Origin of the sequence: Paenibacillus sp. FSL M7-1046 (assembly GCF_038007405.1) — a bacterium.
GTDB lineage: Bacteria > Bacillota > Bacilli > Paenibacillales > Paenibacillaceae > Paenibacillus_AQ.
Window position 1 is genome coordinate 942,434 of the sequence record NZ_JBBOXB010000001.1, and the last position, 12,986, is coordinate 955,419.

Annotated in this window: 12 protein-coding genes; 10 read left to right on the top strand and 2 right to left on the bottom strand. The window is 53.9% G+C overall.

Translation table 11 applies throughout. The features are described 5' to 3' along the window. The first annotated feature begins 21 nt into the window (after positions 1 to 21). The 4 genes from NYE29_RS03960 to cysC are packed head-to-tail and all read left to right on the top strand — an operon-like array spanning position 22 to position 3,873. Entirely contained in the window at positions 22 to 807 is a 786-nt protein-coding gene (locus NYE29_RS03960; RefSeq protein ID WP_340894487.1) for an STM4013/SEN3800 family hydrolase, read from the top strand. 38 nt (positions 808 to 845) lie between these two features. Further along, a complete protein-coding gene (locus NYE29_RS03965; protein WP_340894490.1) occupies positions 846 to 2,237 on the top strand; it encodes an STM4012 family radical SAM protein in 1,392 nt (463 codons plus the stop codon). After that, complete coding sequence (locus NYE29_RS03970; RefSeq protein ID WP_340894492.1) at positions 2,234 to 3,106, top strand: STM4011 family radical SAM protein; 873 nt, start codon at positions 2,234 to 2,236, stop codon at positions 3,104 to 3,106. The genes NYE29_RS03965 and NYE29_RS03970 overlap by 4 nt, the downstream gene beginning before the upstream one ends. Further along, entirely contained in the window at positions 3,103 to 3,873 is a 771-nt protein-coding gene (cysC, locus tag NYE29_RS03975) for an adenylyl-sulfate kinase (protein ID WP_340894493.1), read from the top strand. Before NYE29_RS03970 ends, cysC begins: the two co-directional genes overlap by 4 nt. A gap of 1,045 nt (positions 3,874 to 4,918) precedes the next feature. On the opposite strand, the gene NYE29_RS03980 is transcribed toward cysC, so the two are convergent. Continuing rightward, entirely contained in the window at positions 4,919 to 6,340 is a 1,422-nt protein-coding gene (locus NYE29_RS03980; RefSeq protein WP_340894494.1) for an aminotransferase-like domain-containing protein, read from the bottom strand. Between the two features lie 186 nt (positions 6,341 to 6,526). Between NYE29_RS03980 and NYE29_RS03985 the strand changes: the two genes are divergently transcribed. From NYE29_RS03985 to glpX, 4 genes are all read left to right on the top strand, one after another. After that, on the top strand, positions 6,527 to 7,477 hold the full coding sequence (locus NYE29_RS03985) for a DMT family transporter (protein WP_038586760.1): 951 nt from the start codon (positions 6,527 to 6,529) through the stop codon (positions 7,475 to 7,477). Positions 7,478 to 7,820: 343 nt separating this feature from the next. Continuing rightward, positions 7,821 to 8,441: a helix-turn-helix transcriptional regulator gene (locus NYE29_RS03990; RefSeq protein ID WP_052092453.1), complete on the top strand. Its 621-nt coding sequence runs from the start codon at positions 7,821 to 7,823 to the stop codon at positions 8,439 to 8,441. 17 nt (positions 8,442 to 8,458) lie between these two features. Further along, positions 8,459 to 9,301: a pyruvate, water dikinase regulatory protein gene (locus tag NYE29_RS03995; protein ID WP_038586753.1), complete on the top strand. Its 843-nt coding sequence runs from the start codon at positions 8,459 to 8,461 to the stop codon at positions 9,299 to 9,301. A gap of 14 nt (positions 9,302 to 9,315) precedes the next feature. Further along, positions 9,316 to 10,311 (top strand): class II fructose-bisphosphatase, encoded by a 996-nt coding sequence (glpX, locus tag NYE29_RS04000; RefSeq protein ID WP_076114426.1) that lies wholly within the window; start codon positions 9,316 to 9,318, stop codon positions 10,309 to 10,311. Positions 10,312 to 10,440: 129 nt separating this feature from the next. Here glpX and NYE29_RS34510 read toward each other — a convergent pair whose 3' ends face one another. Further along, positions 10,441 to 11,265, bottom strand: a complete 825-nt coding sequence (locus tag NYE29_RS34510; protein WP_445322151.1) for a general stress protein — start codon at positions 11,263 to 11,265, stop codon at positions 10,441 to 10,443. A gap of 344 nt (positions 11,266 to 11,609) precedes the next feature. Here NYE29_RS34510 and NYE29_RS04010 point away from each other — a divergent pair, with 344 nt between their 5' ends. Beyond that, positions 11,610 to 11,921 (top strand): (2Fe-2S) ferredoxin domain-containing protein, encoded by a 312-nt coding sequence (locus NYE29_RS04010; protein WP_076114424.1) that lies wholly within the window; start codon positions 11,610 to 11,612, stop codon positions 11,919 to 11,921. Between the two features lie 143 nt (positions 11,922 to 12,064). Continuing rightward, complete coding sequence (locus tag NYE29_RS04015; protein ID WP_340894498.1) at positions 12,065 to 12,913, top strand: AraC family transcriptional regulator; 849 nt, start codon at positions 12,065 to 12,067, stop codon at positions 12,911 to 12,913. The last annotated feature ends 73 nt before the right edge of the window (positions 12,914 to 12,986 follow it).

Sequence of the window (12,986 nt, forward strand, 5' to 3'; positions counted from 1 at the left end):
GAAAGGGCGCTTATAACGGTTATGACAGATATGAATGCCATTGTTGGCACCCATGACATCCTGATGATCACACTGGATACCCTGCGCTACGATGCTGCCGTTCTGGAGGAAGAGAACTGCCCCAATCTGTGCGGCAGCGGTTCCTGGGAGAAACGGCATACGCCCGGCAGCTTCACTTATGCCGCACATCATGCCTTCTTCGGCGGTTTCCTGCCGACTCCCGCAGACACGGACAAAGCTTCGCATGTGAGACTGTTCCATTCCAGAAATACCGGGATGAAGACCCATCCGCACACCTGGCTGTTCGACACGCCGGATCTTGTATCAGGGCTTGCTGCCGAGGGCTACCGTACGGTATGTATTGGCGGGGTTATTTTTTTCACTAAAAAGGTCCCGCTTGCCCGCGTACTGCCCGGTTATTTCCAGCACAGCTACTGGCGGATGACCTTCGGTGTCACGAACCCGCGCTCCACGGAGCATCAGGTGAACCACGCCCTGAAGGTGCTGAACGATACTCCGCCGGATCAAAGGCTGTTCCTGTTCCTCAATGTGTCAGCCATCCACGGGCCGAACCATTTCTTCCTTCCGGGTGCCCGGAAGGATTCCGTGGACAGCCAGCGTGCCGCACTGCGTTATGCCGACGGAGAGCTGGGGCGCCTGTTTGAGCGCTTTCGCGAACGTGGCAATCCGGTCTTCTGCCTGGCCTTCTCGGACCACGGCACAGCCTATGGGGAAGATGGCTATCAGGGACACCGTCTGGCACATGAGACCGTGTGGAATGTCCCTTACCGGGAATTCATCCTCTAGATCAACAGCCGGTTCAACCCGGAAGAAAGGAGAAACGTATGACGTCAACCGGCAATTTCCTGCAGCATCCTAATGACAACGACGTAAGACCGTCTCTCTCTTCGGAGGAGCTTAAGCGCTGGAAAGAGCAGATTACCGCTAACCCTTACCGCAATTATCTCTATTCCTATCCGCACAAGACAGCCTATCGTGAATTCCAGCCTCCTATTCCGCTGGAACAGCTGTGGCTGGAAGAGCCTGCGGATTCTTTTTTTCTCTATATGCATATTCCGTTCTGCGGCGCACGCTGCGGCTTCTGCAACCTCTTCACCCTGCCGGACAAACGTGCAGATGTCCACGCCACCTATGTGGATGCGCTGGAACGGCAGGCAAAACAGTGGTCGGCCTTTACCGGCCATAAGCCGTATGCCCGGTTCGCGATCGGCGGCGGTACGCCAACCCTGCTGGCCGCCCCGCAGCTAAGCCGGCTGTTCCGGATCGCCCGGGAGATCATGGGCCTGGACACCGCCCTTGCTTCAATCTCAGTCGAAACCTCACCCGAGACAATTACGGAAGAGAAGCTCGCCATCCTGAAGGACAATACCGTGGACCGGGTCAGTATGGGCATCCAGAGCTTTGTCGCCGCCGAATCGGCGGCCATCTACCGTCCGCAGAACCCTGAGGTGGTATACCGGGCACTGGAGCTGCTGGGGAAATATCAATTCCCCATCCTGAATCTGGATCTGATCTACGGGCTTCCGGGCCAGAGCGTGGAGTCCTGGCTCTATTCGCTGAATCAGGCGCTCCTGTATGAACCGGAGGAGATTTTTCTCTATCCGCTCTACACCCGCGAGCATACGATTGTGAAGCCGGGAGATCTGCTGCGCCAGCAGGATCTCCGCCATGATTGCTATACTGCCGCTTGCCAGCTCCTCGCAGAGCACGGCTACCGCCAGTATTCTATGCGCCGCTTCGCTAAGGAAACGGCAGGCACCAGCAAAGCCATCCTCGGCTACAGCTGTCAGGAGGAGGGGATGGTCGGCCTCGGCTGTGGAGCCCGTTCCTATACGCGGGAGGTGCACTACGCCTCCCGCTACGGCGTCAGCCGCAAGGCAACGGAGAGCATCATTGCCGATTATGTGTCGTCCGAGTCTTATGACACGGCCGATTACGGCATTGTGCTAAGCCGGGAAGAACAGAAACGGCGTTTCATTCTGAAAGCTGTGCTGCACAGCGAGGGGCTGAAGCTGGCCGACTACAGCGGACGTTTCTCGGCTTCGCTGTGGAATGATTATCCTGAGCTTGACCTGCTGCTTCAAAATGGTCTGGGCGAAGTAGAGGAAGGTATCCTGCGGTTAACCCCTGAGGGTCTGGGCTACTCGGACTCCATCGGCGACTGGTTCATCTCGGGTGAAATCAGGGAACGTATGGAAGGATTTATTTTGCCATGAATGCCGTCCTCTACTACCGTGGGGCCCTCACCTCCTGTAATTATGATTGTCCCTACTGTCCGTTCGGCAAGACGAGAGACAGCGCCGCTACGCTTGCCAAGGACCGCGAGGGATTGGAGACCTTTGTCCAGTGGGCTGCGGAGCAAGGTGCGGCGGGCCACCGGCTGTCGATCTTCTTCAATCCTTACGGTGAAGGACTGATTCACCGCTGGTATAAAGAAGCGCTGATTACCCTCTCCCATCTCCCCCATGTGGACAAGGTGGCTATCCAGACCAACCTGTCGGCCAGCCTGGATTTTATCCCGGAGCTGAACCCGGCCACGGCTGCCTTCTGGGCGACCTATCACCCGGGCCAGGTGCGGGAGGAGCGGTTTCTGGCCCAATGTATGGCTGTCTATAAGCAGGGCATTCCCTTCAGTGTCGGCAGTGTGGGCCTGCGCAGCGCCTTTCCGGCAATTGCCTCGCTGCGGGCCGCCCTGCCGGATGATGTCTATCTGTGGGTGAATGCCTACAAAGACAAACCGGATTATTACACACCGGAAGATCTCGCCCTTCTCGGCGGCATTGATCCGCATTTTCATATCAATACAGTCGACTATGAAAGCTTGGGCAAACTCTGCAATGCCGGCAGCAATGTGTTCTATGTGCAGGGACCCGGTATAGTTAAACGCTGCTATAAGGACAGGGGCGTCATCGGCAACCTCTACCGTGACGGCCTGGAAGGCCTCGCTGCGGAGCGGAGCTGCCGCATGAACTTCTGCGACTGCTATATCGGTTACATCCACATGCCCGGGCTCCAGCTGGAGCAGATTTACGGCTCCGGCCTGCTGGAACGAATACCCTACGGAATCGCGGAGGTGCAGAGATGAGAGCAAATCGCGAAAGTGCTGGAATTGGAGTAGAGTACGAAGATGTCGATTTGGAAGCAGCGCACGAAAGTGTTGAGTTTCGAGTTGAGCAAGAAAGTGCGGGGCGTGGAGCAGATGCTGAAATTGGAGTAAAACACAAAGGTGTGGGATATGGATCAGGTACTGGACTTGGAGTAAAGCACGAGGGCACCGGGTTTGGAGCAGCGCACGAAGTTGCAGGGATTCGTTCAGGTCGCGGTATGACTCTGTGGCTCACCGGCTTGTCCGGGGCGGGCAAATCAACGATTGCCTCGCTTCTGACGGACAGACTGAGGGAACAAGGTCTGGCTGCCGAATGGCTCGACGGAGATGAGCTGAGGCGTGCGCTCGGACAAGGCCTCGGCTTCAGCCGGGAAGACCGGTTCGAGAATATCCGCCGGGCCGTCTACGTGGCCGGTATGCTGAATCGGCACGGCGTCATATCAGTGGTCTCGGTCATCAGCCCTTATGCGGAAATGCGCGACTATGCCCGCCAGTCGCTGCCCGGTTTCGCAGAAGTCTATGTAGATTGCCCTTTAGAAATCTGCGAGTCGCGGGATGTCAAAGGGCTGTATGCCATGGCCCGCCGGGGCGAAATCCCCTCCTTCACCGGCATTTCTGATCCTTACCAGGCGCCTGTCAGCCCAGAGTTAACGCTCCGCACAGCCGAGCAGACGCCGGAGGAAAGCGTGAATGAGTTATGGTCCTGGCTAGCACAAAGCGGGATCCTAACTAAGCTTAATAAATAGACCCAAAGCGCCCTGTCTGCTTGCTCGGACAGGGCGCTTTGGGTCTGGGTGCTTGTGGATGAGGGACTACTGCCTGGGCGCCTGCTTAGTTGAGACACTGTTGCGCTTTTGGAGGCCTGCTTAGTTGAGACGCTGATGCGATTCTCGAGGTCTACTTAGTTGAGGCGCTGATACGCTTCTGGGCGCCTGCTTAGTTGAGACACTGATGTGCTTCTGGAGGCCTGCTTAGTTGAGACGCCGATGCGATTCTCGAGGCCTGCTTAATTGAGACGCTGATGCGATTCTGGGTGCCTGCTTAGTTAAGACGCTGATGCGATTCTGGAGGCCTGCTTAGTTGAGGCGCTGTTGCGCTTCTGGCCGCCCACTTAGTTGAGACACTGATGCGCTTCTGATGGCCTGCTTAGTTGAGACACTAATGCGCTTCTGGATGCCTGCCTGATGGTACGTCTGTGCTATCGCCGCTGTTGTGCTTTCTTCAACTAATCACAGGTGCTTTCGGTGCATTTAGTGTTAACTAAGTCAGACTCCGCTACTGTGGATTTTTTGTTACCTTCCCACACGATCCTGTCTTTTCTGTTCCCTTCCAATTCCAAGCGGACAGGAAAGCCGCTATTGTGCCTGGCTTGGCCTTTTTCCATCCCTTCCGGACTGGAGTGACGTTATTTGCTGGATAAAGCCAATCAGCGGCAGGAAATCAGAAGAATAACGGCGCTGGAGTCCGCAACGCTTCTGAAATGGAGCTTTTACCACAAATAGCGCCGCTGGAGTCCGTCTAGAGTTATACATACTCGGCAGCAGCAGGCTACTATTGAACCCCCGCCGTACAAATCGCTCTACTCCCAAGCTACCTTCTGTGCATCCTCTCACATTTCTCAATACGACTCCGCGTGAACATCACCAAGCAACGCCACGCGCACTTCAATGTACCCTTATCACACACTTCTCCATGGTACCCTTATACACACTTCTCCATGGTGCTCTTATACACACCTGCTCACGCTCTTCTGCATACAACTTCATCATGTGCTTTCATTTACAATCTAGTTCATTTTTCTAATTGTCCGGCAAGCATCACCAGACGCCGGATGCCCTCCCGCAGCACACCTTCGCTGGCAAAGGAATAGCTGAGCCTCAGCCAGGATTTCATTTCACCGAGCGGATCGCAGATTTCTCCCGGTATGAAGGAGATCGACTGTTCCATACTGCGGTCAAACAACGCTGCCACAGAGATGGATTCGGGCAGCTTCACCCACAGGTTCAGCCCGCCCTCCGGCGCTGTCCACTCCCAGCCGGCAGACGCCAGCTCCTCCTCCACAATTTCCTTATGCACCTGGAGCGCAATGCGCAGCTTGCCGAGATGCCGCTGCAGCCGCGGCGAGGTGTAATAGTGCAGGAAAATCTTCTGGTTAAGCAGCGGAGTCCCGTTATCGGCCAGTGATTTGGCGGTAATCAGCCGCTCCATAAACGGATAACGGCAAGCGACCGCACAGATGCGCAACCCCGGAGCGACATACTTGCTGAAGCTGCTGATATAAATGACCCAGCCCTCCGTATCATAGGCAAAAAACGGCGGCGGCGGCTTCTCCCCGAAATACATATCGCGGAAGGGATCATCCTCCACCAGCAGGCAGCGGTACCGCTCGGCCAGTTCAACCATCAGCTTGCGCTGCCGCGCCGGAACGGTATATCCGGTCGGATTGTGATGGGTCGGGTTCAAGTAGAACATCCGCGGCTTGTGCCTGCGCATCAGCTCCTCCACCGCCTCCAGATCATAGCCCTGCGGTGTAATCTCCACTGGTATAAGCCGTGCACCGGCCCGGCGAAAAATATCCATAGCCACGCTGTACGTCGGCCGCTCCACCAGCACATTGTCCATCGGCCCGAGCACAATACCGGCGATCAGATTGATCGCCTGCTGCGCACCCGAGGTGATCAGCAGCTCCTGCGGCGACAGCTGCAGCCGGTGCTGATCGTGGAAATGGCGGCTCAGCGTTTCGCGCAGCTCCTCATCGCCCTGAACAGAGGAATAGGTTCCCATGACCTTCGGATAAAGGTCGAACACCTTTTTCACATAATCGGACAGGAACAGGTTCGGCAGCAGATTCGGATCAATAAGCGCCTGCGAAAATTGGTATTGGACCGGCATCCGCTGGATATCAGATAAGGGATTGGTCAGTGAATAAGTGGATACCGCTGCCCCCTCGCTTGAACCATCGCCCAGCGCCCTGTCGCCCGGAGATACATAATAACCGGATTTGTCTTTCACATAGACCTTGCCGTCCTCAGTCAGCACCCGGTAGGCCTTGAATACCGTCAGCCGGTGCACCTTCAGCTCTTCCGCCAGCAGACGGATCGAGGGCAGCTTATCATGCGCCTTCCATTCTCCACGTTCCATCCGGTTCAGTATGAATTCGCAGACCTGGCGGAACAAGGGATGGCTTTGGTCCGCCCCCGTAGCTTTTTTCATCGTAATCCACCCTCCCTGTGATAACCGCATATTGCAGCCTCTTCTGCAAATCCTCTTTCCCGTATTGTACCTCATTATTCCTCTCATCTGTTCTGCTGTCTGCAATCTGTTCTGTCCCCACCCCTATATGATTAACAAAATGATTCTACTGGGCTGCCATATTAACTTTACAAAGGGGAACTGGATATGATTCTGTTGGCTTACTCTCTTGTCTGTCTGATCTTCGGCACTACCTTTTTAGCGATTAAAATTGGTGTGGATGCCGGAGCGCCGCCTTTTTTCTCAGCAGGAATCCGTTTCTTTATGGCAGGAGCAATATTGTTCCTCTGGATGGTCTGGAAAGGCAAAGCAAGCTTCTCCCTGCTGCTGCGCAAAGAGATGCTGTTCACCGGAGCCGCGCTGACCTTTGGAACCTTCGCCGGGCTGTACTGGGCGGAGCAACATGTATCCTCCGGGCTTGCCGCCGTGCTGTCAGCTACCGGGCCGATGATGATTCTGCTGCTGCAGACCGCTTTGTTCCGTCAAAAAGCTCCGTCGTATTCGATCTACGGCTGTATCATCGGCTTCACCGGCGTTCTGCTGCTGGTTCTGCCCAGTCTGGCGATAGATGTCTCTCCCTTGTGGCTCATCGGCTGCGCTGCTGTGCTGATTGGGGAATGCTGCTATGCGGCGGGGGCAATTTACTCCAAAAAAGTAACCACAACCTTCTCCGAGGTTTCACCCGTCGCGTTGAATGCAGCACAAATGATATATGGCGGAGCGCTCCTGTTCATCCTGTCGCTTTTCACCGAAAATGTGCATCCCGGGTTTCTTCTCTCGTTCAAAACCGCCGGCTCGCTGCTCTACCTGACCGTTATCGGCTCAATGGTTGGACACACCTTGTTCTACTGGCTCGTCGCCAAGACGAATCCCGTCTTTCCGTCGACCTGGCTGTATATTTCGCCGCCGATCGCCGTTGGTGTGGGTCTTGTATTCTACGGGGAAGCTGTAAGCTGGATAACCGTCCTCGGGGTATTCACCATCATTGCCGGAACCGTGCTTGTGAATGCGGGAGCGTTGAAGCAGCTGATTTTCAAACAAAAACCGCCTGCCCCGATTCTTCAAAAAGGAAGCATTGAGGCTCTTCCACAGGAATAAATATTGTATATTTCCTAAACAAGAGAACAGCCTGGACCCCTGAAAAAATAATGGGCTCCAGGCTGTTCTGTTGTTCTCCTTCCCTATTTCCCAACACAGCTCAGTTCATTACCGTTCCTCATGGCTGAAATGAAAATTCAAAAAAAATATTATATATGACATACTATATGTTGCATTATTGATTATTATTGCGTATTATATAACCAAGTTAGGGGATTATATTACCATTAGGACGTCTAATTGAAAGGGGGATCTTGCTTAACAGAACTCCTTTTCTATAGAGGAGCACCTGATTGTATCCGGAAAGTGGAGGAAACCTGTGATTGAACTGACATCCCGTCAAATGCAAATCATTGACATTGTAAAAAAAAGAGCGCCGATTACCGGTGACCAAATTGCGGAAACCCTGAATCTCAGCCGGCCGACCATCCGCAACGACCTGTCCATCCTGGTCATGCTGGAGTACATTGATGCCAAGCCAAAGGTCGGATATTTCCCCGGCAAGAAAGCAGCTCAGCGTCAAGGCAGCAGCTCTCTGCTGCAGGAAACCAGAGTCAGGGATATCCAGAGTATCCCGATTATTATCCGCGAGACGACAACCATTCAGGATGCCGTGGTTACGCTGTTCCTGCAGGATGTCGGCACGCTTATTATTTGCGATGGCGACGGCAAACTGGCCGGTGTCGCCTCACGCAAGGATTTTCTGAAGGTAACGCTCGGCAATCCCGGCGCAGTATCCATGCCGGTGAGTATGGTAATGACCCGCCAGCCCAAGGTAGTAACCGTTTCTCCCGATGACCCGGTGCTTGAGGCCGCGCATAAAATGATTGTTCACGAGGTAGACAGTCTGCCGGTGGTTGTGCCCAGCGGCACGGAGGAAACCGGCCCCAAGCTTGACGTGGTAGGGCGCCTGACCAAAACCTCCATCGTAAAGCTTCTCCTCGATCTAGAAGCCAAAGGATAACGGAGGAATTGAAACGCATGGAGCAATCTTCACACTTCATTACGATCTGCTCAGATTCGATAGGAGATACGGCGGAGGCGGTTGTGCAGGCTGTCATTCACCAATTTCAGAATCAGCGGGTTACCATCAGAAGATACGGCAATGTAAGACATGAGGACGAACTGCGGAAACTAATGGAGGAAACGGCGCAGCTGCAAGGTTTTGTCGCCTATACACTGGTCCAGCCGGAGCTCCGGGAGATGATCCGTGAAGAGGCTGTCCGGCTGGACCTGAGGATTGTCGATATCATGGGCCCGATGATGCAGGCCTTCATCGACACTTTCGACGATGCGCCTCAGGCCCGGCCGGGACTGCTGCATCAGCTCGACGAAGATTATTTCCAGCGGATCGAAGCGATCGAATTCACGGTTGCCAGTGATGACGGACGCGATCTTGGCGCGATGCTTAAGGCCGACATTGTGCTGCTCGGCATGTCCCGCACCTCCAAGACTCCGCTCAGCATTTTTCTGGCCCACCGGGGCAAGAAGGTCGTCAATTACCCTGTTGTCCCCGAGATTGGCCCGCCGCAGCAGTTGATGAGTCTGCCGCCGAACCGGATCATCGGCCTTACGATGAAGCCGGAATATATGCTGAAGATCCGTTCGGAACGCCTTAAGATGCTGGGGTTGCCGGCAGGCTCCCAATATGCCAGCCTTGAACGCATTCAGGAAGAGACGGAGTATGCAGCAGGGCTTTTTGCCAAGCTGGGCTGCCCCGTCATAGATATTACGAACAAAGCCATTGAGGAGACAGCAGGAATTATTATGGGGTATATCTCCGATTCTCCGGAAACACCGGAAACATCCACACTAAAAATGTAATGGAGGGAAAGCATATGGAACGCGAATTGGCACTGGAGATTGTACGGGTAACTGAATTGGGCGCTTTATCCTCGGCCCGCTGGATTGGCCGGGGCGATAAACATGCGGCGGATGATGCTGCTACGACTGCTATCCGTTCCATGTTCGATTCCGTCTCCATTGACGGGACTGTCGTCATTGGCGAAGGCGAGATGGATGAGGCACCGATGCTCTACATCGGAGAACGGGTCGGGAACAAAAGCGGCCCTTCCGTTGATGTGGCTGTTGATCCGCTGGAGGGCACCGAGGTGGTAGCCTGCGGACTGCACAACGCCCAGTCGGTGATTGCCATTGCGGACCGGGGCAGCCTGCTGCATGCTCCCGACATTTATATGGAGAAGCTCGCCTGCGGCCCCGAGCTGGCCGGCAGGCTCAGCCTCGAAGATCCTGCCGGGGTTACGCTGCGCAAGGCCAGCATGATCACCGGCAAATCGCTCTCCGAGCTGACGGTGATGGTGCTTGACCGCAAGCGGCATGAGGAGCTGATCCGCAGCCTGCGCGAAGCGGGCGTACGAATCAAGCTGATCGGCCACGGCGATGTGGCCGGGGCTATCGCCGCCGCGCTGCCGGACAGCGATGTGGATCTGTACATGGGCTCCGGTGGGGCGCCCGAAGGCGTGCTTGCTGCCGCCGCGCTGAAATGCCTCGGCGGAGAGCTACAGGGAAGACTGCTGCCGGAGGGCCCTTTTGAGATGCAGCGCTGCCTGCATATGGGCATCGACAATCCGACACGCATTCTGTCCATGGAGGATATGGTCGGGACGGGCGATGTTATCTTTGCCGCCACCGGAGTCACCTCCGGTGAATTCCTGAACGGAGTCCGCTTCATCGGCAAGGAACGCGCCGAGACGCATTCTGTCATCATGCGGTCACAGAGCCGGACGATCCGTTATATCCGCAGCATCCACTTCCTGCCCGGCAAGGAGATTCCGCAGGGCTACTCGGCCAGACCGAATGCGGCTTTTATGTAAAGAGCCTAACCTGTAGCGCAGAGGATATTCCTTCATAACCTCAAAACAAGGTTTCCCCGGGGCCGAAAAGGATCTTGGGGAAACCTTGTTTTGAGTTATAGTGACCGGAGTTAAACAGGAAACTTTCGCTTAATGCATCCGGCTGTGGTCTCTCAGCAGTTCATCGCTGGAATCGAGCTTCACCTTGCCTGTTTTGTCCACCCGGGCTTCACCAGTCTGCACCTTGTTTTTGGACACATCAGTAGTTCCGGAATATACATTCCCTGTCATTCCCGGCTGGTTCACATCATCCAGCGCCCGTGTTTCAGGAAGATCATGAACAGGAGCAGAATTCATTGTATCCAGCCCCGTATCCTGACGTCCCTCCAGCCCTGATCCGTTAAATGCAGCATCCACTGTGTCTGTTACAGAATTGCGGGCCGTCCCCGTAACATCTCCTGCTGCAATATTATCATCCATATAACGGTCGGCATTGGCTGAATTGTGGCTGCGGAACACAGAATATACCTCTTCGGCCCGTGTATTGTCCGCATCTACCATAACCAGAATACGACCTTCATCTACATAATTATCATAACTTTCCGCTTCATCCTCAGGAATGCCGAGACCAATCAGTCCACCGACCAGTCCGCCGGTTCCTGCACCAACAGCAGCTCCTGCCAATGTCGCGGCAATCGGTCCTGCGGCGAGGATCGGTCCGATTCCCGGTATGGCCAGCGCCCCGATTCCTGCAAGAAGCCCGGTGACACCGCCCAGCAAACCGCCGGTAGCCGCACCGGATGCCATACCCTCTGGCGCCTTGGTGCCCATCTCATTGTTAATCGCGTCAACATCATCTTTGTTTCTGGCAATCACGGAGATATCCTCTGTCAGAAATCCTTGGTTCTTCAAGTCTTCAATTGCCCGTGAAGCTTCATGCTCGGTATAAAATACACCTACTATTTTCTTATTCATAACGATTCCCTCCTGATAGTTAAAGTTTGATGTTGCTTAATCATTCTTTCATAGCTCTTAATTAACCAATCGATCATGCGCTAAACTGCTTTACTTTAAATTCAAAGGAGAGTCCTCAATTATATTTCTCAAACAGGAAATACTCTGGGAAATAAGGGAAATGACACTTTTTGTTCAAACATCCGCTTGGAAAGTTAACTAATCTAACACTAATCTCCCGGATTTATCCTATATATGTAGCCTTTTAGAACAATGCTCTCTACCTCATTACAGAGTTTGCAAAAGAGACTATACTCCTCCTAAAGATACGTCCACAATTCCCACAAGATCGAGGAGGCTTAACCATGAATATGCGTTTAAAGGTGTTAAAAAAACATCTGCTCTTCTGCTGCAGCGAGCACTGCAACAATCAGGAGGTAGAGGATGTTATGCAGGCATTCAAGGAACAGCTGGTAGAGCAAGGCATCCATAAGACGGTTAAAATCAACAAAACCAGCTGTCTCGGGCTATGCGGCAACGGACCGTTTGTTATCGTTTACCCTGACGGCATCTGGTACTACAATGTGACGACAGACGATGTTCCGCGCATCGTGGAAGAGCATCTGGTAAACGGCGAGCCTGTGGAAGAGCTGGTGATGCTGAAAATGGAGGCATAATCCAGCCTGCTCTGCGAGTCCCTCCCCCTCCAAAAGGGGGCTGGGACTTTTTGCGGTTTATCCGCCGTTTCGAATCTATTGTATAATGAGAGCATATCCCGGGCGTTGTCCAGGACAACCTCATACAGGAAAGAGGCTGAAGCATGGCCATATTCAAATATAATTCACAGCGTCCGTTCCGGGGGAATTCCGATCTGCATCTTCATTATTGGGGACGGGAGCAGTGTGCCCCCGGTCATACCGTTGGACCCTGTGTACGCGATTTGTACAAAATCCATTTTATCCACGAAGGTACCGGCAAGGTGGCCGTCGGTGAAGAGACACATACACTTCAGGCGGGTCAGGCCTTTCTGACCTATCCGCATATTGTGACTTATTACGCGGCTGACCTGAATACGCCTTGGAATTATTCATGGATAGCTTTTACCGGAGAAGAAATTGAACACTTGCTGTCCAAAACCTCGCTGTCGCCGGAGCATCCCGTCTTTCCGATGGATGAACTGCTTATGCCCTCACTGTATGATCGGCTGACAGAGGCAGCGGACCGCAGTGACTGCCTGAATCTGCCGCTCAAAGCAATGATGTATGAGTTCTTCTCTCTCCTGCTGAGCAAGGTACCGGCGGCCAAGGATGTATTCCCGATTCCGCGCCAAAAAAGCATTTACGTCGAGCAATGTCTCCACTTCCTGCATGCCCATTACTGTGAAAATGTCACGATGGAGATGATGTCATCTTCCCTTAGGCTGGACCGCAAATACGTATCCGCATTATTTAAACGGACCATCGGCCTTCCGCCGCAGCAGTATCTGCTAAATTACCGGATCGCCAAGGCCTGCGAGCTGCTGATGGAAACCGATTGTACCATCGGTGAGATCTCGCGTTCCGTCGGTTATCAGGACCCGCTGCTCTTCTCCCGCATGTTTAAGAAGGTCAAGGGCTGTTCCCCCAAAGGATACCGCCTCCAGCATGCCGATAATGACATTGTTCTATAAACTTCTTCCTTGCTGACATACGTTTGTCGCCGTGCTTTCGCTACAATAGGAACGTATCCGGAAATGTAGTAAA